Here is a 23,606-nt window from a genome sequence, read left to right as displayed (position 1 = left end):
ATGGTCTTATATTTTTAAAAAAAGAGGAATTTCAATGAATAAAAAACCTTTGATCATCAGCACTGATCCGGGCATAGATGATGTTGTTGCGCTGACTATTGCTTTGTTTGCGCCTGAACTTGACGTAAAGCTAATTGTTCCAACTTGGGGTAATGTCCCTCTAGATAAAACTCTGGTCAATACTTTGAAATTGGAAACTTTTTTAGGAACTAGAGTACCAGTGGTTTCTGGAGCTAGTTGCCCATTAATGCGTCAGTCAATTGATGCCTCGGATGTTCATGGTAAAAGCGGAATGGACGGTTTTGAGTTTCCCGATCCGGACATGTCGTTGCTTAAACCAGGAATTGCAGTTGAGGCAATTCATGATGTAGTTGCCAATAGTGCTGAAAAGGTTACATTGATGCAAATTGGTCCAGCTACTGATTTTGCTTTGTATTTTAGACAATATCCGCAAGACCTATCAAAAATTGAAAAGTTGGTAATTATGGGTGGAGCGATTGGTAGAGGAAACTGGGGACCGTACAGTGAATACAACGTTGCTGGTGACCCGGAAGCCGCTCAGATTGTTTTTTCAAGTAGCGTAAAAATTATGCTAGCACCGCTGGAATTAGGTCATCAAGCATTCGTAACTCCGCAGACGCTTGAAGAAGTTAAGCATATGGGCAAGATTGGAGATATGCTATATCACATTTTAACTCACCTACATGATAAAACTGATACTAATGGACGTGAGATCTACGATGCACTGGCTGCGGGGATGCTACTTAATCCCGAAATGTATACGTTCAAAGATGCGTATGTTGTTGTAGATACTAAGAGTCCTTATGCTTATGGTGCTTCTTTGATTGATTTTGATAATTTCTTTGAACACTCCGCTAATGCAAAAGTCGGTGTAGAAGTTAATCAAGCTACTTTTGTTAAGTGGTTTATTGACCAAATTAAGCAAACAAGATAATTGAGGTAAAAAATGACAGATTTCGTTTATCGAACAGTAATGCGCGATATAAAACAAAATATTTTAAATAATAAATATAAAGGAATGCGTCTTCCCGATGAACGAAGTCTTGCCGAGCATTACCAAGTTAGTCGTTCTTCAATGAAACGGGCGATGGAGCTATTATCTCAGCAAGGAATCGTATTTAAGAAACGAGGAAGTGGCACTTTTATTAATCCACTTTATTTAAAAAATCAGTCTTTATTTCGGTATGAAGGTTCTAACTTGGGGTTAACTGATAGCTTGAAAGTTCCCGGTAAAAAGCAAGGAATTAAACTATTAGATTTTAGTGTAATAAAGGCTCCTGAAGCAATTAAGCAGGACTTGTTTTTGAATGAAGATGATTTTGTTTATGAATTTAAACGTTTGCGTTTACTTGATGAACAGCCGTTTTTAATTGAAACCGGCTATTTACCTATTAAAATTGTTCCGGAGTTAAAGCCCGATCACCTGCAGAAATCACTGTTTAATTATCTAGAAGATACGCAGAATAAAGTTGTCACCAAGGCCTTTCTCAACATCACGGTTGAATCTTCCAGTGAGGAAGATCAGAATCGTCTCAGCCTGAAAAGAACGGAGCCAGTTGGAGTCATTGAAGGGATATTTTTCCTTGACGATGGAACGCCGTTTGAAGTTTCAACGATGAGAATACACTATCAGTACATGAAGTTTAATACTTTCGTTAACTTAAATAAATAAAAAAGACGAGCAACAGCTCGTCTTTTATCTTGGATACATTTTGTCTAAAGGAAAAAACTAAATATTTGTAAATTGACAGAAATCTGTGATTCTTCCGAATATACATAATTTAAATTAATATGCTTTATTTGGTAGGACAAGCTTTGTAACAGTTTCTGTTGATTAGCGGTTAATGCAGTTGCTGAAAAACAACGCTTGCTTGAATATACATCACTAATTTTCCTATATAGGATAGGGGATGATCGTCGCTTTCAAATTTGCGCATTACTAAACTAATTGCATCACGAATTGGCCGATATTTTACAATATTCAATTCATTATAGATATCACTAAAAAACTATCATAGAATTGATCTAATTCTTGCGGTACTTTTTTAGTTAGTTGTTCTTTTTTCTTAAGAAAAAAGAACAAAAAATTTATCATAACCTCACTTCCTTAGCACCGAAATAATCTGGGTATGCGGTGAAAATTTTTGTTTAATCTCTTGAGACAAGGAGCTATCTGTTATTAAAACATCTACTTTGCTTAAGGGAATCGACATAAATGGAGAAGTAATCTGACTGTTGAACTTATATTGCTCGGCCACAACAACTACCTGCTTTGCTCGTGTCGCAGCAGTTCTAATAAGTTCAGAATCGCTCATCCTATTTGAATAAATGCCATCACTCTTGACACTTGATGCCCCAATAAAGGCAGTATTAAAACTCAAACGTTCGAGTGTTTTTAATGAGGTCACCGAATAGCTGAATCGATGCTCTTTATCAATCTTCCCACCCAGTAAACGTACGCTTGGCTGCCTTGATTGCATTAACTCTAATGAGTTATCAATTGAATTAGTTACAATTTGCAAATTAATCCCGTTAATGAGCTCACACAGTTTTTTAAGTGTAGTAGATGGACCGATAAAATCACACTGATTAGGATGGACAAAGCGTAATGCCATTTGCGCCATTTTAGTTTTGACTGGGGAATCAATTTGGCTTCTCATTAAAAAATTAGGTACACCATCTTGATTATTTGCCAATAAACCACCGTGAACACGAATAGCTTGACCAGTTGAAGTTATTCGCAATACATCTCGACGAGCAGTATCAAAGGAAATATTAAAGTGTTCGGCTATATCTCGAGTAACTAAATGGTGACGTTTATTTAATAGCTCTTTTATTTCGCGGATTCGTTCTTCTTGAGTCATTTTACTTCTCCTAAAAATAATTTAGCACTCTTTTCAGTAAGTTTAAGTAAATTATCCAATATTTTGATAACAACTTAAGTGTTTGTCTGTATTTGACCATATGTTTGCTGATCTGTAAACCGAAAACGTCAAAGCAAACGCATTTTTTGTTTCTCTATCTTAAGTAAATGCTTAAATAAAAAAATTGGAACGAACCAATTTATAAAATGGTTGAACTTAATAGATAAATTGGTATAATACTCGTATAAAGTGAATTTAGAAAATAAATAATTATCAGGAGAATTAAAATGACAGTTGATTATGATTCAAAAGAGTTTCTTAAAAGTGTTGACGCCCACTGGCGTGCAGCCAATTATTTATCTGTTGGACAGCTCTTCTTAATGGGCAATCCTTTGTTAAAACACGACCTTGTGGCAAGTGAAGTGAAGCCAAAGCCAATTGGACACTGGGGTACAATTTCACCTCAAAACTTTATTTATGCGCACCTAAACCGTGTCATTAAAAAGTATAATTTGGATATGTTTTATATTGAAGGCTCTGGTCATGGTGGTCAGGTAATGGTCTCAAATTCATACCTAGATGGTTCATATAGTGAGCTTTATCCAGATATCCAACAAGACGAGCAGGGGATGGCAAAATTATTCAAGCGCTTCAGTTTTCCCGGTGGTTCAGCTTCTCATGCTGCGCCTGAAACACCAGGATCTATACATGAAGGTGGGGAATTAGGTTATTCAATTTCTCATGGTGCTGGTGCAATTTTAGATAATCCCAATGTGATTGCTGCCGTTGAAGTCGGTGATGGAGAAGCTGAAACTGGACCATTGGCGGCAAGCTGGTTTAGTGATAAGTTCATTAATCCAATCAAAGATGGTGCGGTCTTACCAATTTTGCAGATCAATGGTTTTAAAATATCTAATCCAACCATTGTTTCAAGAATGTCTGATGAAGAGTTAACCAAGTATTTTGAAGGAATGGGATGGGATCCATACATTATCTCGGCATACAATGGCGGTGAATTTGATGGTTACAAGGATCACATGCAAGTTCACGAAGAAATGGCTCAATTGATGGATACAGTCATTGAAAAAATTCAAGCTATTCAAAAGAACGCTCGTGAAAATAATGATGAGACTTTACCGCATTGGCCAATGATTATTTTCCGCGTGCCAAAAGGCTGGACAGGTCCAAAATTTGATGTTGATGGTAACCCGGTTGAAAACTCATTTAGAGCTCACCAAATTCCAATTCCGGTTACACAAGATTCTATGGAACACAAAGAAATGTTGATTGACTGGCTGAAGAGTTATAAGCCGGAAGAACTATTTGATGAAAATGGTGTTCCAACTGACATTGTTGTAAAAGATAATGTTGAAGGTGACAGCAGAATGGCTACGAATCCTATCACTAATGGAGGTAAAAATGCTAAGCGCTTGAACATGCCTGATTACCGTAAATATGCGATAAAATTTGACCAACCAGGTTCGGTAGAAGCTGAAGATATGACGGAATGGGCTAAATATCTGAATGAAATTGCTGAACTCAATCCAGAAACATTCCGCGGTTTTGGTCCGGATGAAAGTAAATCTAACCGTTTATTCAAGTTTATTGATGAACAAAAGCGTCAATGGGAAGGCTCAGTTCACACTCCAAATGATGAAAATCTAGCTCCAAGTGGTCGACTAATTGATTCCCAGTTGTCGGAACACCAAGCTGAAGGGTGGCTTGAAGGATATGTTTTATCTGGTCGTCACGGTTTCTTTGCAACCTATGAATCATTTGGACGTGTCGTCGATTCAATGCTGACTCAGCACATGAAATGGTTAAGAAAAGCTAAAGAGCAATATTGGCGCAAGGACTATCCTTCACTTAACTTTGTTGCTACTTCAACAGTTTTTCAACAAGACCATAACGGATATACTCATCAAGATCCAGGTATTTTAACCCATATGTACGAGAAAAACCGCCCAGATCTTGTTCACGAATATTTGCCCGCTGATACTAACTCGCTACTAGCAGTTTCCGAAAAAGCCTTTAATGATCGTGAGTGTATTAACATTTTAGTAACTTCAAAACAGGAACGTCCACAGTGGTTTTCGGTTGAAGAAGCCGCTCGACTTGCAAATCACGGTTTATCTTATATCGACTGGGCTTCAACAGACGGATGTGAGAAACCAGATGTGGTTTTTGCGTCAACCGAAACTGAACCAACTATGGAATCTTTGGCAGCGATTGATCTTTTACATCAAAATTTCCCTGATTTGAAAATTCGTTACATTAATGTTGTTGACGTGATGAAGTTGGTAAACACCAAAGATAATCCCGAGGCAATTTCTGATGAGGAATTTAACCGTCTCTTTCCAAGTGATGTGCCCGTAATTTTTGCTTGGCACGGATACAAAGCAATGATGCAGTCAATTTGGTTTGATCGTGGACGCAGCAACGTTCACATTCATTGCTATGAAGAAGAAGGCGATATTACTACTCCATTTGATATGCGGGTTGTAAATGAACTTGATCGTTTCCACTTGGCAAAAGATGCTATTTTAAGTGTATCTAGATATGCTGAGAAGAGTGCGAAGTTTGTTAACGAAATGGATCGACTTCTTTCTAAACATCACCAGTATATTCGTGACAATGGTAAGGATATGCCTGAAGTTACAAATTGGAAATGGACAAGCTTAAAGTAAAACTAATTTATCACCGAAAACAAAAAAGCCGACTTTTAAAGTTGGCTTTTTTATGATCCACTTAAATAATTTAATCTTGTTTATCCGATTTAAATCCAAAGAAATAAGTTAGTAGTGTTGCTGAAATTAATGAAATCCCTGAGCCTAATACCATGAATCCAATAGGCTTATACATCATCATTAAAATTGAAAAAATATTATCAATTAAAAAGGAAGTTACCATTACGTGTAAAGATGCGTTAATTGCACCGCCAATTCCTCCAGCAATTGCTGTGATGATAATCAATCGCTTTGAAGGCATAATTAAGCCATATAAAATTGGTTCGGTTACGCCGGCGAAAATTCCAGTAACCGTAATTGAACCAGATAAACCTCGTAGTTTAGTATCTTTATTTTTAAATAAACTGTATAAAAAAGTTCCTAATGCGACACCAATTTGTGCCCAGACTGCACAAACACCGACACCGCCAATTACATCACCACCATACATTTTTAAATTTTGTAGTGTGATTGGAACAAATCCCCAGTGTAATCCTAAAACGGTTAAAAATGAATATGCTGCTCCTAATATTAAACCTGCAATCAATCTACTCTTGCTAAACAGCCACATGATGATTGTTGAAATCCAGTTTCCGACTGTATTTCCGAATGGTCCAAAAATTAAAACGGTAGCGGGTACAAGAATAATTAAACAAATCATCGAATTTAAAAAAATTTGTAATTGTTGAGGAATAATTCGTTTTAACAATCGGTTCAATAGGACATAGGCTCCAATAATAATGAAAATTGGAAAAACAGTGGTCGAATAGTCAATCGGATCAAGCGACATTCCCAAAAGGTTAAGCCCGTGTTTGCCAATTAATTGAGTAAAATTAGGTTCAAGTAATGCTGCTCCCAGTGCACCCCCAACAAATGGGTCGGCCTTAAACTCTTTTGCTAAAGTTATTCCTACAAAAACCGGTAGGAAATAAAAAATTGAATTTCCAGCAGCTGATAAGACAAAATATGTTGTGCTGGTGGCTGAAAGCCAGTGAATATTAGTTAAAACGGTCAAAATCGCTTTTACCATACCTGCACCGGCCATCACCGACAATAGGGGCATAAAAGCACCGGAGATGATTTTTGTTAAGGAAATTTTTGATTTGCGCTTAGTTTCAGTTTGACTTGACTTTGCAATTTTAGAACTACTTAGTTCTTTTTGAATCACATTGTAATAGTCTGCAACATTAGTGCCAATTACAACTTGTTCCTGTCCGCCGCTACTAACTACGCTGATAACACAGCCAAGCGAATTTAATTTATCCTTTTGAACTTTGCTATTGTCTTTTAGCTCAAATCTCAAGCGAGTTACGCAATGAACCAAACTAGTTACGTTTTCTGGGCCGCCAACATATTTTAAAATTGCTTTGGAATCTTGTTTTAGATTACTCATACGCTCTCCTTAGTTAATGTATTATGAGTTTATATTTAATTAATCCGCTAAATATCTCATATAATTTTAAAATAGCAATATTATAATCTTAGATATACTATTATGTCAATGTGCTATATTTAAATAAATACATTAGTTGGGCTTGTTAAAATTAAAAATTTTATTTATAATAAATACCATCATAAGGGAGTAACAGCAATTACTTGCGATAAGCCCAACAACCGAAGATATACTTCTGGACTTATCTTAATTAGTGAGACTTGTGTGTGTTAAACGCATAAGTCTTTTTTGTTTTAGGAGGTCAAAATGCCCCAGAGCTTTTACAATCAATCAGTTAAGGAAGTTGAAAAAGAACTTTCAACATCTTGTAGTCAAGGATTAACTACAGAGCAAGTTAGCCAACTTCAGGAAAAATATGGTCCCAATAGTTTAGCTACCAAAAAGAAGACGAGCATGTTGCAAAGATTCATCGCTCAGTTTAAGGATTTTATGATTATTGTCTTAATCATTGCCGCTCTTCTATCGGGTTTTGTTGCTCAAGAATGGACTGATGCTGCAATTATTATGATTGTGGTACTTCTTAATGCAGTTTTGGGAGTTATTCAAGAAGCGCGCTCTGAAGAAGCAATTAATGCGCTAAAGAAAATGGCGACTCCTAATGCTCATGTGCGCCGCAGCGGTCAAGTAATTGAAATTCCAAGTACAGAAATTGTACAAGGCGATATTGTTTTGCTCGAGGCGGGAGATGTTGTTCCGGCGGACTTACGGCTAACTGTTACCAAGAGCTTAAAAGTCGAAGAATCTGCTTTAACTGGTGAGTCAGTTCCTGTCGATAAAGAAAATGATCAAATCAATGAAGATAAAGTTGCGCTTGCTGATCAAGTAAACATGGCTTTTGCCAATACGAATGTTACCTATGGTCGTGGTGAAGGTATCGTAACGCAAATTGGGATGAACACCGAAGTTGGTAAAATTGCTACCATGCTTAACGAAACTGACGAAACCGATACTCCTTTGAAACGTAACCTTAATCAACTAGGTAAAACTTTAACCATTATGATTTTGGCAATCTGTGCAGTTGTCTTTGTGGTAGGCTTCTTTACTAAGAGAGGAACTGAACCAACTGATAAGTTGGCAATCGACATGTTTTTAGTAGCAGTTTCCTTAGCGGTTGCTGCCATTCCGGAAGGATTACCAGCAATTGTTACGATTATTCTAGCGCTAGGAACGCAAGTAATGGCAAGACATAAGTCAATTGTCCGTAAATTACCAGCGGTAGAAACCCTAGGAGCAACAGACATTATTTGTTCTGATAAAACTGGTACCTTAACACAGAATAAAATGACAGTTGAACAGGTATATTATGACAACCAGCCACACAAAGCCATTAACGAAATTGATGCTGATAGTCATGTACTAATGTCAATGGTGCTTGCAAACGACTCCAAGATTGATGATAATAATAAACTGCTAGGCGATCCAACTGAAACTGCCCTAATCCAATATGCTCTTGATCAAAAAATTGATGTGCATCTGTTAATTGCTAATCATGAACGAGTTCAAGAAGTACCGTTTGATTCGGGTCGTAAGTTGATGAGCACTATTAGTCGCGATAACGACAATTACTTTGTTGCGGTCAAGGGTGCTCCGGACCAATTACTTAAGCGAGTAACTAAAATTGAAATTGATGGCAAAATTGAACCAATTTCTGAAAAACAAAAAGAAGAGATTTTAACGGCCAATCAAAATATGGCTAGAAAAGCACTACGTGTTCTAGGTCTTGCCTATAAAATGGTCGACGGGTTATATGATGACCCAGCAACCGATAATGTTGAACAAGATTTGATTTTTGCTGGATTAGTAGGAATGATTGACCCTGAACGGCCGGAAGCTAAGAAGGCAATAGTTGAAGCTCATGAGGCTGGTATCAAAACGGTGATGATTACTGGCGACTTCCAAGTTACTGCCCAAGCGATTGCGGAGCGACTAGGAATTTTAAAGCCTGGTCAAGATGAACGTGTTGTAACTGGGGCTCAACTTGATGAGTTTAGTGACGAGTATCTGCAAGAACATGTTCCTGACTTTAGTGTATATGCTCGAGTTTCTCCAGAACACAAGGTGCGAATTGTTAAGGCTTGGCAACATAGAGGAAAAATTGTTGCTATGACTGGAGATGGAGTTAATGATGCTCCGAGCTTGAAACAAGCTGATATTGGAATTGGCATGGGAATTACTGGTACCGAGGTTTCTAAAGGCGCTAGTGACATGATTTTAGCTGATGATAATTTTGCGACTATCGTTGAAGCTGTTAAACAAGGACGTAAAGTTTTCAGCAATATTCAAAAGGCAATTCTTTACTTAATGAGCTGTAATGTCGGTGAAGTCCTAACAGTTTTCATGATGACAATGCTAGGCTGGGATATTTTAGCTCCGGTTCAGTTGCTCTGGATTAACTTGGTTACGGATACACTACCTGCAATTGCACTTGGACTTGAGCCAGTTGAAAAAGGCATTATGAAACGCGAACCACGTGGTAAAAAGTCCAACTTCTTTAGTGGCGGTGTTTCCAGTTCGATTATTTACCAAGGTATCTTAGAAGGTATTTTAGTGTTGACTACGTACCAACTTGGTTTGAACTTTGGTCCGCACATGAATAACGCCGACTTGCAGCATGCTGATGCATTAACTATGGCCTTTTTAACTCTTGGTTTAATTCAACTATTCCATGCCTTTAATTCGAAATATATTCACCAATCAATTTTCTCAGCGCACACATTCTCTAATAAGTGGTTTAACTGGGCAATTTTGATTTCAGCAGTCGTTATGGCAGCAGTTGAACTACCATTTATGACCAAATTCTTTGATGTAACTGAGTTAAACGGTATACAATGGTTAATTGTCTTAGGTGCGGGAGTATGTATGATAATTATTGTCGAAATTGTTAAGCTATTCCAACGTTTAGCTGGCAAAAAGTAACAAATAGCAAATATAAATATAAAAATAAAAACTGATAAACTAGCGTTTTTACGAAGTTTATCAGTTTTTTTGCTTATTTGACTTATTAGAAGATGCATTTGGCAATCTTAGTTAAATACTTGCTATCAATGTCATCAAAACGATTAAAGTTTTTACTGTCAAGATCTAGTACAGCAATCAAGCTATTGTTTTGAATTAGCGGAATTACAATTTCAGAATTAGTCGCTTCATCACAAGCAATATGTCCAGGAAATTCATGAACATCAGCTACGATTTGGGTTTGTTTAGTCTTAGCGGCAGTTCCGCAAACACCATTTCCAATTTTAATATGCATACAGGCAATGGGTCCTTGGAATGGTCCGAGAATTAATTCGTCATTTTGGTACCGGTAAAAGCCAGCATAACTAACATTAGGTAGATTGTTGAACAATAAAGCACTGATGTTACTCATATTAGCAATCAAATCGAATTCATTTTCCAGTAAACTTTTTGCTTGTTTGACAAGTAGTTGATAATTTTCAATTTTATTCATGGGATTTCTCCTTTGTTAACCAGTGTAAACTAACTTGTTTTCTTTTGAAAGTGGTACCAGGGTATTTACAATTATTTTTGAAGTGTGTAGTATTGAACAAGTCGTTTTAAATTTAGCGAATTTGAATGACAAGCAATTGCAAATAAGTAAATTAAGCTATTGGTTTTAAGACGTTTAAAAGCTATTTTGGCACTATTTTATCTAAAAAACACATTATAATTTTTCATTAAAAAGAGTGTATAATTTTTAAATTTCTTAACTGCTATAGTAAAATGGAGTCAAAGACTTATATTATCTTATTGCAATGATTATGAAAGGGGCGATAAAATGTCGATGATAGAGTTCCATGACGTGCAAAAATATTATGGCCATTTTCATGCACTGCACGACATTAATTTAGAGATTGATGGAGGCGAAACGGTGGTTCTTATTGGACCATCAGGTTCAGGTAAAAGTACTTTAGTACGTACTGTAAACGGCTTAGAATCAATCCAAAAGGGTAAGTTAATAGTAAATGGACATGACTTGTCTGATCCAAAAACTAATTTAAATATTTTACGTAGTGATGTTGGAATGGTGTTCCAGCACTTCAACTTGTATAAGAACAAAGATGTTCTCGAAAATATTATGTTAGCGCCAAGGATCGTCAGTCATATTCCCGAAGAAGAGAATAAAAAGCGAGCAATGGAATTGCTTGAAATGGTTGGCTTGGAAAAATGGGCACACAATATGCCATCGCAAATTTCAGGTGGTCAAAAGCAACGTGTCGCTATTGCGCGGACGCTTGCTATGCGTCCTAAGCTCATTTTATATGATGAACCAACGAGTGCTTTAGACCCCGAAATGATCGATGATGTTTTACAAGTTATTAAAAAAGTTACTAACGAGAGTGGTATGACTTCTTTAATCGTAACTCACGAAATGGGTTTTGCTAAAGAAGTGGCTAATCGCGTAATCTTCATGGACCAAGGTCAAATTGTTGAAGATGATGATAGTAGCACTTTTTTCAAGCAGCCTAAGACCGTGCGGGCGCAACAATTCTTGAGTAAAATTATCTCTCACTAAGGAGGTCAATTATGAAAAAGAAATTTTGGCTACTTCCGTTATTAGTGTGTGTGTTGATGTTAACTGGCTGTGGGAAAAGTTTGAGTGATCAATCTGTTCTTAATAATGTTAAGAAGTCAAACACAATTACTTGGGGTGTAAAAGGCGACGTTAGACTATTTGGACTAATTGATGTTAAAGATGGTCAGCAAAAAGGGTTCGATGTTGATATGGCTAAGGCCATTACTAAACACATTTTAGGACCGAAAGGACGAGCAGAATTCGTAACAACAACTTCTCAGTCAAGAGTACCGCTATTAAAGAATGGTAATGTTGATGCCGTAATTGCTACTATGACTATCACTCCTGAACGTGAAAAGGTAATTTCATTTTCAAAGTCCTACTTTGATGCTGGTCAATCCCTACTAGTTCCAAAAAGTTCAAAAATAAAGAGTGTTAAAGACTTAGCAGGTAAAACTGTTATTGGCGTTGTCGGTTCAAACTCGGTGGACAACATTAAAAAAGCTGCCCCAAAGGCTAAAATTATTGAACTTCAGGATTATGCTCAAGCCATGAATGCCTTAAAATCTGGGCAAGGTGACGCTTTGACAACTGATAATGGTATCTTGTTTGGTTTAGCAGTTCAAAATCCAAATTATGAAGTTCGTGGTGGTACCTTTACAGTTGAACCATATGGTGTTGCGGTTAATAAGGGACAAACCGGATTTACCAAAGCTGTTGATAAGGCTGTTCTTGAAATGCAGCGAAGTGGTGAATATAACCGCTTAATTAAAAAGTGGTTTGGCGATGTTCCAGGATTTAATTATAAGGAGCTGTATCGCCGATGATTAATATTTTTACAAAGTTCAGCAGTCAACTTTTTGTTGGACTAGGCTGGACCGTTCTTTCTAGTGTGATTGCGCTATTTTTCAGTTTAATCATTGGAACAATATTTGCAATCATGGAAGTACTTCCAAGCAAGGCAATGCGTGTAATTGGTCGCGCTTATGTGGAAATTTTTCGTAATATTCCCTTGCTTGTAATTACTATGTTCTTCTACTTAGTTGTTCCTATGTATGTGGTCAAAATCAATGGTTTTGCAGCTGGTACAATTGGCTTAACTCTTTATACTTCTGCCTTTATTGCGGAAACAATTCGTTCAGGTATCCAGTCTGTATCTGGGGGCCAAATGGAAGGAGCTCGCTCAACAGGGATGAGCTATTGGCAAGCGATGCGTTACATTATTTTACCGCAGGCCTTTAAGATTGTGATTCCGCCGTTGGGTAACCAATTTGTTAACTTGGTTAAAAATTCCTCAATTCTGGCATTTGTGGCTGGATTTGACTTAATGTATCAAGCTAACTCAATTGCCTCTACGACTTTTGATACCATTAACAGTTATTTAGTTGTTGGTGTCCTATATTTGATTATCACTTTGCCATTAAGTTACTACATGCAACATTTGGAAAAGAAAGCATCATAGAGGAGGGATAGTAAAATGCAAAATTGGGTTAATGCCTTTTCATGGCTAAACATGCGCTTTTTATTGATGGGCCTCTGGGTAACTATCTATATTTCAGTGATATCAGTTATTTTGAGCTTTATTTTTGGTTCGATTTTAGGGATAATCAGATATTCAAAGATAAGGTACGTTTCGAAGTTTGTTGGTTTTATAATCGATATTATTCGTAATGTTCCGTTACTGCTAATTATCTTCTTTACCTATTTCGGCTTACCTAACTTTGGCTTGAGACCGGAAACTATTCCAGCCGCAATTATTGCGATGACTGTTTTTGAATCGAGCATGATTGCTGAAATTGTTCGTTCCGGTATTCAGTCAGTTTCCATTGGTCAAATGGAAGGTGCAAGATCAACGGGAATGTCGTTTGTTCAAGCTTTATGGCATGTTGTACTACCTCAAGCTTATAAAAATATGATTCCAACAATTATCAGTCAGTTTGTTTCATTAATTAAGGATACATCATTGGCAACAATCATCGTTGTGCCGGAAATGATGCAGCATGCGCAGGTTATATATGGGCAAAATGCTAATTATATTTTGCCGATGTTTGCTGCTTTAGCGTTTCTTTACTTCATTGTGTGCTTTACTTTATCAGTAATTGGTAATGTTATCGGTAAGCACTTGACGTAGTCTAAAAGCAAAATTAAATTTGAAGAGAACCTCACAGAGATGTGAGGTCTTTTTTTGTCGATTTTTTCATTCAGAAATTTTAAATATTATGGTTTTTGGAAAAATATGAACTATATTAAAATAAATTTAGATAGTTAGGTTGACAGATTAAAAAATTACAATTATCTTAGTATATAGCTTTCCTAGTAGCTAAGCATCAGAAAGTTATTAACGGGAAAAGCAGACCTGATAGCGTCTACAAACCAATTGTAAAACCAAAAATTCCATGATCTTTTAGAAAAGAGTGAAAATTATGAAAAAAGGTGCAATACTTGCTACCGCTGTAATTGCATGTTTCGGCATGTTATTAACCGGTTGTCAAAATAAATCAGATTCGTCTTCTAGTAAGCAAGATAAAATCACCGTTGTTCAAAATGTCCCAGTTGACTCGCTGGATCCAACAATTGCTTATCAAGTTACTTCGTGTTTGACAGTGGCTAATACGACAGAGGGTCTATATAATATAGACCCCAACGATAAGCCTCAACTAGGGTTGGCTTCAAAAGTTGAAACAAGCAATAATGGTTTGACCAAGACTTATACTATTCGTAAAAATGCTAAGTGGTCAAATGGCGATCCAGTCACAGCTAATGACTTTGTTTTTAGCTGGCGGCGTTTTTCTGATCCCAAAATAGGTTCACCATATAACTTTGAGCTTGTTGCTTCAGGAATAAAAAACGCTAGCGCAATTATTGCGGGAAAAAAGCCGATTACTTCGCTTGGAGTTAAGGCTGAAGGTGATAGAAAACTAGTTGTTGAATTAGAACATGCTGTACCTTATTTGAGCAAAATACTATCATTCAGTACTTTTGCGCCAATTAATCAAAAATATTTCGAAAAGAATGGTAGAAAATTTGCTCAAGATTCAGCTCATCTAATTGCTACAGGTCCATACATGATTAAGGATTGGAAGCTAGGCGACAATACCGTTCAGCTGGTGAAGAATCCAAAATACTGGGATGCTAAAAATGTTAAAGTTAAAGAAATCAAGATTGATGTGATTACTGATCCGGAAAAGGCTGCAATTGCTTTTGAGAATGGTAGTGCCGACTACGTACGCTTAAGTGGACAACTTATTTCTAAATATCGTAATAATAAAAATCTTGAAAAAGAAGCAAGTAATTTTATTCATTACTTAATGTTCAACTTGAAAAAGCCGGGTCTTAACAATCCGGACTTACGAAAAGCAATTTCATATAGTGTTGATCGTAACGAAATCACTAAGCATATCTTAAAGGATGGTTCAGTCCCAGTCCATTCAATGGTAATCAAGGGTTTAGAAAAGAATCCGACTAGTGGCAAGGATTTTGCTGATGAATCAACAACTGATTTTTCGCAATATTCACCTACTGAAGCAAAAAAATATTGGAATAGAGCAAAAGCAAAAACTAAGTTGAGATCAATCACTTTACTATATGATGATAGTGATCCAGTTTACTCAAACATTGCTGCTTATGTGAAAGCACAAGTAGAAAAGAATATGCCAGGAATGAAGGTTGACTTACAACAGGTCGCTAAGAAAACTAGACTAGACAAAATGGCTAAGTCTACATTTGATGTTGCAATTACTAGATGGGCTCCCGATTATGCAGATCCGACAGCAATTTTAGGAATGTACACGACTAATAATGCAAGTAACTACGGTAAATGGTCAAACTCTGAATTTGATAAATTGGTAGATCAAGCGGGCAGAACGTCAAATCAAGCAAAAAGATACCAAATGTTACTCAAAGCAAACAATATTTTAATTGATAGTGCTGCTTGTCCGCCGCTGTACCAAAATAGTGCCCCATCATTAAAGAGGTCAAACATAAAAGATATGCCAATGCACTTATCTGGAATTCCATATTTCTTTAAGTATGTATCAATTAAATAAACTAAAAATTAGTTATAAATAGGAGCTGAGATATTGTCTCAGCCCTGTTTGATTAAAGAGAAAGTGAGGAGAAACGAGTGTGAAAAAATATGTCTTTAAGAGAATTTTGATTGCTATCGTAACCTTGTTTTTAATTACATTAATTCTGTTTGTGATGGAGAAGGCCATGCCGGGTTCACCTTTTAATGATGAAAAAATGTCTCGTGCTCAAGTTGCAGCTTTGTATCGCAAATATGGTTTAGATGGTCCAATTCCACTGCAGTTCTTAAATTATCTAAAAAATATGCTGACTGGCGATTTTGGGGTGTCTTATACTGTTCAAGTTAATACCCCGGTTACAACAATGATTTTTCAGCACTTTAAAGTTTCATTGCAGATAGGCTTGCAGGCCACTGTATTAGGCTCAATTTTAGGCTTTTTTATGGGTGTCCTTGCTGCAATCAAAAAAGGTTCCATTTGGGATAATCTAATGACTGGTATTTCAGTATTAGGAATCAGTTTGCCAAACTTTGTAGTAGCTTTAATTGTTTCCTTACTATTTTCATATAAATTAATGGTTTTTCCAGGTACTTATCAACAGACACAGCCATTTGTTTCCAGCATATTACCGACAATTGCGCTAAGTACTTTTACGATGGCCAGTATTGAACGGTATGTCCGTAATGATATGATTACCATTATGGATTCAGATTACTACCGGTTGGCAGATTCTAAAGGAATTAAAAGGTATCAGTTAATCTTGCACCACGTAATCAGGAATACTCTAATTTCTGTAATCACAGTTTTAGCACCATTAATGATTGATTTAATCGCGGGTAGTATGGTAATCGAAAAAGCCTTTGCTATTCCAGGTTTAGGTACCCTATATATAAGTGCAATCCAGGCTAATGATTACAATGTTGTACTTGGCATTACTTTCTTTTATGCAGTTTTGTTTATCGGCATTATGCTGGTTGTTGACATTCTATACGGTTTAATTGATCCACGAATTAGATTAGATGAGGGTGAATAAAATGACAGATAATACTAACAATGATTTTGAATTTGCCCAAAATCCAGAAGTCGAAGACCATTACACCGGGAAATCATATACATACGGTCAGCTTATCTGGCGCCGCTTTTTAAGAAATAAAGGGGCAGTCGTAAGTGCAGTGGTATTAATCATTATTGCCTTAATTGCTTTTCTAGCTCCTTATATTAGTCAATATTCACCAACTACGCCATATCCAAGTCAGTCGAATTTAGCTCCTGGAGTTAATGGTCACTGGTTTGGTACCGATAACTTAGGAAGAGATATCTTTGTTAGGGTAGCAGCCGGAACTTCGGTTTCACTGCGTGTTGCATTAGTAGCAATGGTAATTGACCTGATTATTGGTACTAGTTACGGTCTTATATCAGGCTATTTTGGCGGCAGGGTTGATCTATTTATGCAGCGAATTACTGAAATTTTGAGTACCATTCCGATGATTATCATCGTTACGCTCTTAGTGCTAGTTATGAAACCCGGACTAATTAGTATTATTGTCGCAATGATGATTGTGGGATGGATAAACATGAGTCGAATAGTCAGAGCTCAGGTTTTGGAGCTTAAGTCGCGGGAATATGTTTTATCCGCTAGGACAATGGGTGAGTCAAACTTTAAGATCATTTTCTCTCAGATTTTGCCCAATACTTTAGGTCAGATTATTACTACGTTTATGTTATCCATTCCAAATGCTATTTTCCTTGAAGCGTTTTTAGCTTTTATAGGATTAGGTGTTCCCGCACCACTTGCTTCGTTAGGAACAATGATTAACGATGGTTATACGCAAGCAATTGTATATCCTTATATGGTATTTTTCCCAGTACTATTTTTAGCTTTAATAATGCTAAGCTTTAACATTATTGCTGATGGACTGCGTGATGCGATTGAAGGAAGCTAGGTGACACAATGTCTGAAACAGTTTTAGAAATTAAAAATTTGCAAATTGAGTATCACACCGAGCATGGCGACGTTCAAGCAGTAAGAGGAATTGATTATCAAGTCAAAAAGGGTGAAACTGTCGCCTTAGTTGGTGAATCTGGTTGTGGAAAATCAGCTAGTGTTAAAGCCATTATGGGCGAAAAAGAAGCTAATCAGGTGATTAAAGCTGGTGAGATTAACTTTACTTATCAAACTACCGCTGGCGAAAAGACAGTCGATTTGCTAAAGATCCCGCAAAAAGAAATGCAAGGCCGGATTAAAGGTAAGGAAATTGCTATGGTCTTTCAGGACCCGATGACTTCACTTGATCCTACAATGAAAATTGATAAGCAAATTGCTGAAGCGATTAAAGCTTCAAATCCAGAAATGGATAAGGATAAAGTCAACAAAAGAGTCTTGGAGTTAATTGAAACAGTTGGAATCCAAAATGCTGAAATAGTCAAAAATCAGTATCCGCATCAACTTTCTGGTGGAATGAGGCAAAGAATTGTTATTGCAATTGCTTTATCAGGTAATCCTAGCTTGCTTATTTGTGATGAGCCTACAACAGGTCTTGATGTGACGATTCAAGCTAAAATTTTAGATTTGATTAAAAACATTCAAAAAAACAGAAAATTGTCAGTAATCTTTATTACTCATAATTTAGGCGTGGTTGCTAACATTGCGACGAATGTTAATGTGATGTATGCCGGTAAAATTGTCGAAACTGGAACTAGTGAGGACATCTTTTTTGATCCTCGTCATCCTTATACCTGGGGATTATTAGAGTCAGTTCCAGATATCAACGAGTCCGTTAAAAAGTTACCAACCATTGCTGGTACAATCCCTAATCTTACTCAGCCAATTGTCGGAGATGCCTTTGCGCCGCGTAATAAGTATGCCCTGAACATTGACTTTAAAAAGCAACCACCAATGTTTAAAGTTAATGATCACCATTATGCTGCCACTTGGCTTCTCGATAGTAGAGCACCTAAGGTACAAATACCGGAAATACTCCAAAAGAGAATTGAAAAAATGAAGAAAGAAGCTGAAGCAAATGGCGAATAATATTCTTGAAGTACACCATTTAAAACAGTATTTTCCAATTGGAAAGAACAAAGTTGTTAAAGCCGTAGACGATGTTTCTTTTAATATTGCAAGTGGTGAGACTTTCGGGCTTGTAGGTGAATCTGGCAGTGGTAAGACAACAATTGGTCGCTCAATCATTCGTTTATATAAGCCAACCTTTGGCGAAGTACTTTTTGAAGGAACACAGATTGGTGGAAATTTAGACAAAAAGCGTACTGCTAAATTACGTAAAGATATGCAGATGATTTTTCAGGACCCGATGTCTTCTTTAAACCCACGCAAGAAGGTTGGCGATATTGTTAAGCTCGGCTTGGATATTCATTATCCAGAATTGAGCAAAGACGAAAAAATGAATCGTGTGGTTGAAATGCTAAAAGTCGTTGGACTTGATAGTTCATTTGTTAACCGCTATCCGCAAGAATTGTCAGGAGGGCAACGTCAAAGGGTTGGAATCGCTCGGGTTGTAATCATGAATCCGAGATTGATTATTGCCGACGAAGCGATTTCGGCTTTGGATGTTTCGGTTCAGGCTCAAGTAGTTAACCTGCTTCAAAAAATTCAAGAAGAAACTGGGAGTGCAATGCTTTTTATTGCACATGATTTGGCGATGGTCAAGCATATTTCCAGTCATATTGGAGTAATTCACCTAGGTCATATCGTTGAATCAGGTCCAACTGATGAGATTTTTGATAATCCGGTTCATCCATACACTCAGAGTCTTTTGACAGCTATTCCGATGACTGATCCGATTGCTGAACAGAACAAGCAGCTTTCGAACTATCACGCTATGCGTCATCAGTATGTTGATAAAGCCATGACTGATTTAGGTAATGGGCACCTAGTTTTAGATGATGGTTCGTGGTCTTAGGCTTATTTTTTCTGTCTTAACTAAATTACCAAGTTGCAAAAGCTTTTGTTTTCATATATCCTTTTTTGGTAGTTATATAGCATAAGATATGAAGATGATCATATCTGACAGTGTTTTTGATTAGGAGAAATAGATAATGGCTAGACCAACAAATAAGACCGACTTGATTGAAGCAAGTAGCACAGCTTACGACAAGCTAGTTAAGTTGATTGCTTCTTTACCAGAAGAGGCTCGCATTGCAAATTTTACTTTTGATACTAGTAAGCTGAAGGAAGCACACTGGGAACGTGATCATAATGTGCGCGATGTATTGATTCATTTATACGAGTGGCAACAATTATTGATTAATTGGATAAAAAATAATGAATCCGGCAAGCCTCAGGAATTTTTGCCAGACGGCTATAATTGGCGTAATTACGGTGAAATGAATCAAAAGCTCTGGGAAAAACATCAAGCAACTAGCTTAAAAGAGGCTGAACAATTACTAGAAAAGAGTCATGAGGAAACAATGCAACTACTTGAAGACTTCTCAAATGAAGATCTCTTTAACAAGAATGTTTTTTCTTGGACTGGAAATAATGCTTTAGGAACTTATTTTATTGCTAATACTTCTAGTCACTATGAGTGGGCATTAAAGAAATTGCGTAAATATAAAAGATCTTTGAAATAAATATAAAAGAAGAGTCTGTAAAGTAGCTCTTAAAATTAATAAAGAGGTAGGTAGAATACTGGAAAAGGTGTTGTACCTTGATCATTTATTTTGACCTTAATCAGATAATTAATATAACAATACTGTATCTACATGATTTAAATGACTAAAACTAGCAAACTTGAAATAGATATTATTATGTAACCAAGTTAAAAAGTCTGTTTGTTAAATTCTGTTGATTGAGTTTTATAATTTTTAAAAAGAGTATCAAGCTGCTAATTAGCTTGGTACTCTTTTCTTGGCCACAATTTTTGTCTTTTCTAGCTTAGTCAAGCCTGAATTCAGGTGGATAAGTTGTGTTCGCGGGCGAAGTCTCTGATAGCCATGTAATCAATGCCATATTCTTTGTTTAAATCGGTCAAAGAACCATGGTTCGGTAACTATTTACAGATAACTTCAATTTTCAAAGCAGTAGAATATTTAGTCATGAAAAAGTGCTCCATAATAGTTAGATTAATATCTATCTCTTATGGGGCACTTCAATATCATTAAAAGTAAAAGATAATTTATCAACAGAACTTAGTATAGTGCGATTTTTACTAGGATCTTTTTTAATCAAGTTATTGGTTAAAATCAATCTAGTCTTGACAAATGCTAATAATAATTTTATTCTTAAAAAGAAATATTTACTAAAAGGAAATTATAATGAAAAAGAAACTATACGAGACCCTGATGAATTTACAATGTGAATTAGTAGCAGAAAGAAATTTAGTTAATCCAGAACAAATTAGTTGGTTGCAGTATGATATTTTAACCGTTTTGCAATGTCAAGCAACCAGGCCGACAGATTTAAGCAAGCGACTAGGTATTACGCAAGTAAAACTATCAAAAAATTTGAAGAAATTGCTCGATTTAGATTATATTAGGCAATCAACTGCTTTAAAAGATCGACGAGAAGTTAACACAGAAATTACACCAAAGGGACGGCAATTTATGATTGAAATTGCCAATAAGCATGATGAATTATTTCAAACGACCGAGCGTGCATTAACTAAAGAAGAACAAGCGTATTTTATGATTGCTGCTAATAAGCTAATTACTGAGTTAAGAAATGAGCGTATGGCAAGTGTTAACCGATAAAATTAATGTAAAAGGAGCACGTACAAATAATTTAAAAAATATTTCTGTTACTATACCGAAAGGTAAAATTACAGTTCTGGCTGGTGTTTCTGGCTCCGGAAAATCTTCATTGGCATTTTCCACAATTGCTGCTGCGGCGCAACGACAAGTTAATAAAACTTATAGTGCTTATGTTCAACAACTTCTTCCTCAATATAGAGAGCCTGAAGTAGATAGTATCGAAAATTTACCGTTCACCATTGTTGTAGATCAAAAGGGAGTAGGAATCAATAAGCGTTCAACTTTAGGCACATACACAGATTTATATTCAGCATTAAGATTATTATTTTCGCGAATTGCTAAGCCGTTTATCGGTTATTCAATGAACTATTCGTTTAATAATCCTGCTGGGATGTGTTCGACTTGCGACGGACTGGGAAAAATTCGAAAAATTGTTCCACATAAACTATTAGATTTTAATAAGTCACTGAATGCTGGTGCAATTAGATTTCCAACTTTTCAACCTGGTGGCTGGCGTTTATTACGATATACGGAGTCAGGGTTTTTTGATAATAATTTACCTCTCAAAGAGTGGCCTGATAGCAAAATTAAACTGTTGTTAAATGCGAATAAGCAGATTCCACCACATCCGACTGCTAAGTGGCATAAAACGGCAAAATATATGGGCATAATTCCTCGAATTGAACAGACCTTTTTGAAAAAGGATAGTGCAAAATATCAAACTGAACTAAAAAGGATAGTTAAAGTAAGTATTTGTCCATCATGTAACGGAAAGCGATTAAACTCCAAAGCGCTTTCAGCTAAAGTCCTTAATAAAAATATTGCTGACTGCAGTGAAATGAGTTTGGAAGATTTAAGTGCTTGGCTTGATGTAATTTCTGGTTCACAGGTGCAAACGATTATTCAAGAATTAAAAGAAAAGATAGCTAATTTAATCGAAGCCGGTCTCGGATACTTGAATCTAGCTCGAACAACTTCGTCATTGTCTGGTGGAGAAGCACAACGAGTAAAGATGGCTAATTATCTAAATAGTAATCTAAACAACGTGTTATATATTTTTGACGAACCAAGCGTTGGACTCCATCCTTTTGACTTAATTAAAATCAAAAAAATATTTCAGCTTTTACGTCAAAAAGGAAATACAATTATTATTGTTGATCATGATCCCCAAATGATTGAGTTAGGTGATCAGATTATTAATTTGGGTGAGTTAGCCGGTGAAGCAGGCGGGTATGTTACTTTTAATGGCACTTTTCAACAATTAAAGCAGAGCAATACCTTAACTGGCAAAAGTCTGCGTAACTTGGGCAAAATCAAAAAAGCCAAACGATCAATTACCGGCTTCTTACAAATAAATGATGCTCACAAAAATAATTTGAAACATGTCAGTGTAAAAATTCCCAAACAAGCTTTAACGGTAATTACCGGGGTTGCCGGTTCAGGAAAGAGCAGCCTGGTTTCAGCAATTGAAGAACAATATCCAGGAGCTGCGGTTTTAAATCAACGTCAAATCAATGGCAGCAATCGCTCTAACGTTTTAACTTATCTAAACGTATTTGATCGGTTACGGCAATATTATGCTAGAGCAACTAAGCAAGATCTGAGTTTGTTTTCATTCAATAGTAAAGGGGCCTGTCCAGTATGCAAAGGCAAAGGATTAATTAAGTTAGATTTAGCGTATCTTGGAGAATCAGACTCATTATGTGAAGCTTGTCACGGTTTGCGATACTCATCTGAAGTCTTACAGTTTAAAGTAAGTGGCTTAAATATTGCTGAAGCAATGGACTTAAGTGCTGGGGAATTTTTAAAGAAATTCACGATCTTTAAAAAGGAAATGCGGATTCTGCAATTAGTTGATTTGGGCTATTTAAAATTAAAACAGTCTTTGGATACATTTTCGGGAGGAGAATTACAAAGATTAAAACTGGCAAAATTTCTGTTAAATAAAGAAAGCAATATTTTGATTTTGGATGAACCAACTAATGGTCTTCACGAATACAATATCCAGGAACTAATTAATCTCTTAACTAAGTTAATTAGCAAATTTGGCATATCGATTATTATGATTGAACATAATTTACGTGTGATGGGGCAAGCTGATTGGCTTGTTGATATTGGACCATATGCTGGTAATAAAGGTGGCAAAGTCTTGTTTTCTGGGCATCCTCTGGATTTACTTAAGCGTGGGAATACATTGACAGCCAAGGCCTTAAAAAAATATTATCAAAATAGTGATATTGAAAAAGGGTAAGCTTGGAGTAGCTTACCCTTTTTGTATACTTATTTTGAATAAAA

At 36.3% G+C, this 23,606-nt stretch carries 19 protein-coding genes and 1 pseudogene; 16 read left to right on the top strand and 4 right to left on the bottom strand.

Annotated elements, in window-relative coordinates:
- The first annotated feature begins 34 nt into the window (after positions 1–34).
- Positions 35–955: a nucleoside hydrolase gene (locus tag AC2JF9_RS03125; RefSeq protein ID WP_500725351.1), complete on the top strand. Its 921-nt coding sequence runs from the start codon at positions 35–37 to the stop codon at positions 953–955.
- Positions 956–967: 12 nt separating this feature from the next.
- Positions 968–1,693, top strand: coding sequence for a GntR family transcriptional regulator (locus AC2JF9_RS03120; RefSeq protein ID WP_500725350.1), 726 nt, complete (start codon positions 968–970; stop codon positions 1,691–1,693).
- A 44-nt stretch (positions 1,694–1,737) separates the two neighbouring features.
- On the opposite strand, the pseudogene AC2JF9_RS03115 reads toward AC2JF9_RS03120, so the two are convergent.
- Both AC2JF9_RS03115 and AC2JF9_RS03110 read right to left on the bottom strand, forming a co-directional pair.
- Positions 1,738–2,116: pseudogene (locus AC2JF9_RS03115) on the bottom strand (bacteriocin immunity protein).
- Positions 2,117–2,120: 4 nt separating this feature from the next.
- Positions 2,121–2,885, bottom strand: coding sequence for a DeoR/GlpR family DNA-binding transcription regulator (locus AC2JF9_RS03110; protein ID WP_500725349.1), 765 nt, complete (start codon positions 2,883–2,885; stop codon positions 2,121–2,123).
- Between the two features lie 287 nt (positions 2,886–3,172).
- On the opposite strand from AC2JF9_RS03110, the gene AC2JF9_RS03105 reads away from it, so the two are divergent.
- On the top strand, positions 3,173–5,572 hold the full coding sequence (locus AC2JF9_RS03105; protein ID WP_500725348.1) for a phosphoketolase family protein: 2,400 nt from the start codon (positions 3,173–3,175) through the stop codon (positions 5,570–5,572).
- Between the two features lie 70 nt (positions 5,573–5,642).
- Here AC2JF9_RS03105 and AC2JF9_RS03100 read toward each other — a convergent pair whose 3' ends face one another.
- Positions 5,643–7,004: a PTS transporter subunit EIIC gene (locus tag AC2JF9_RS03100; RefSeq protein WP_500725347.1), complete on the bottom strand. Its 1,362-nt coding sequence runs from the start codon at positions 7,002–7,004 to the stop codon at positions 5,643–5,645.
- 306 nt (positions 7,005–7,310) lie between these two features.
- On the opposite strand from AC2JF9_RS03100, the gene AC2JF9_RS03095 reads away from it, so the two are divergent.
- Positions 7,311–9,980, top strand: a complete 2,670-nt coding sequence (locus AC2JF9_RS03095) for a calcium-translocating P-type ATPase, PMCA-type (protein ID WP_500725346.1) — start codon at positions 7,311–7,313, stop codon at positions 9,978–9,980.
- Between the two features lie 85 nt (positions 9,981–10,065).
- Here AC2JF9_RS03095 and AC2JF9_RS03090 read toward each other — a convergent pair whose 3' ends face one another.
- A complete protein-coding gene (locus AC2JF9_RS03090; RefSeq protein WP_500725345.1) occupies positions 10,066–10,512 on the bottom strand; it encodes a GAF domain-containing protein in 447 nt (148 codons plus the stop codon).
- A 327-nt stretch (positions 10,513–10,839) separates the two neighbouring features.
- Between AC2JF9_RS03090 and AC2JF9_RS03085 the strand changes: the two genes are divergently transcribed.
- From AC2JF9_RS03085 to AC2JF9_RS03030, 12 genes are all read left to right on the top strand, one after another.
- Positions 10,840–11,577 (top strand): amino acid ABC transporter ATP-binding protein, encoded by a 738-nt coding sequence (locus tag AC2JF9_RS03085; RefSeq protein WP_500725344.1) that lies wholly within the window; start codon positions 10,840–10,842, stop codon positions 11,575–11,577.
- 11 nt (positions 11,578–11,588) lie between these two features.
- On the top strand, positions 11,589–12,404 hold the full coding sequence (locus AC2JF9_RS03080) for a transporter substrate-binding domain-containing protein (RefSeq protein WP_500725343.1): 816 nt from the start codon (positions 11,589–11,591) through the stop codon (positions 12,402–12,404).
- A complete protein-coding gene (locus tag AC2JF9_RS03075; RefSeq protein WP_500725342.1) occupies positions 12,401–13,039 on the top strand; it encodes an amino acid ABC transporter permease in 639 nt (212 codons plus the stop codon). Before AC2JF9_RS03080 ends, AC2JF9_RS03075 begins: the two co-directional genes overlap by 4 nt.
- A 15-nt stretch (positions 13,040–13,054) precedes the next feature.
- The gene (locus AC2JF9_RS03070; RefSeq protein ID WP_500725341.1) at positions 13,055–13,708 is read left to right on the top strand and encodes an amino acid ABC transporter permease; all 654 of its coding nucleotides are present in this window, start codon (positions 13,055–13,057) and stop codon (positions 13,706–13,708) included.
- A 292-nt stretch (positions 13,709–14,000) separates the two neighbouring features.
- Positions 14,001–15,623, top strand: a complete 1,623-nt coding sequence (locus AC2JF9_RS03065; protein ID WP_500725340.1) for a peptide ABC transporter substrate-binding protein — start codon at positions 14,001–14,003, stop codon at positions 15,621–15,623.
- Between the two features lie 79 nt (positions 15,624–15,702).
- The gene (locus AC2JF9_RS03060; RefSeq protein ID WP_500725339.1) at positions 15,703–16,635 is read left to right on the top strand and encodes an ABC transporter permease; all 933 of its coding nucleotides are present in this window, start codon (positions 15,703–15,705) and stop codon (positions 16,633–16,635) included.
- A 1-nt stretch (position 16,636) separates the two neighbouring features.
- Positions 16,637–17,545 (top strand): ABC transporter permease, encoded by a 909-nt coding sequence (locus AC2JF9_RS03055; protein WP_500725338.1) that lies wholly within the window; start codon positions 16,637–16,639, stop codon positions 17,543–17,545.
- A gap of 8 nt (positions 17,546–17,553) precedes the next feature.
- Positions 17,554–18,633: an ABC transporter ATP-binding protein gene (locus AC2JF9_RS03050; RefSeq protein ID WP_500725337.1), complete on the top strand. Its 1,080-nt coding sequence runs from the start codon at positions 17,554–17,556 to the stop codon at positions 18,631–18,633.
- Positions 18,623–19,522: an ABC transporter ATP-binding protein gene (locus AC2JF9_RS03045; protein WP_500725336.1), complete on the top strand. Its 900-nt coding sequence runs from the start codon at positions 18,623–18,625 to the stop codon at positions 19,520–19,522. The genes AC2JF9_RS03050 and AC2JF9_RS03045 overlap by 11 nt, the downstream gene beginning before the upstream one ends.
- A gap of 136 nt (positions 19,523–19,658) precedes the next feature.
- The gene (locus AC2JF9_RS03040) at positions 19,659–20,192 is read left to right on the top strand and encodes a ClbS/DfsB family four-helix bundle protein (RefSeq protein ID WP_500725335.1); all 534 of its coding nucleotides are present in this window, start codon (positions 19,659–19,661) and stop codon (positions 20,190–20,192) included.
- Between the two features lie 684 nt (positions 20,193–20,876).
- Positions 20,877–21,311, top strand: coding sequence for a transcriptional regulator (locus AC2JF9_RS03035; protein ID WP_500725334.1), 435 nt, complete (start codon positions 20,877–20,879; stop codon positions 21,309–21,311).
- Entirely contained in the window at positions 21,283–23,562 is a 2,280-nt protein-coding gene (locus tag AC2JF9_RS03030) for an ATP-binding cassette domain-containing protein (RefSeq protein WP_500725333.1), read from the top strand. Before AC2JF9_RS03035 ends, AC2JF9_RS03030 begins: the two co-directional genes overlap by 29 nt.
- The last annotated feature ends 44 nt before the right edge of the window (positions 23,563–23,606 follow it).

The sequence above is a fragment of the Lactobacillus sp. C449L genome (genome assembly GCF_059900815.1).
The sequence above is the reverse complement of the archived record's forward strand: the minus strand, read 5'-3'. Positions and strand labels throughout refer to the sequence as shown.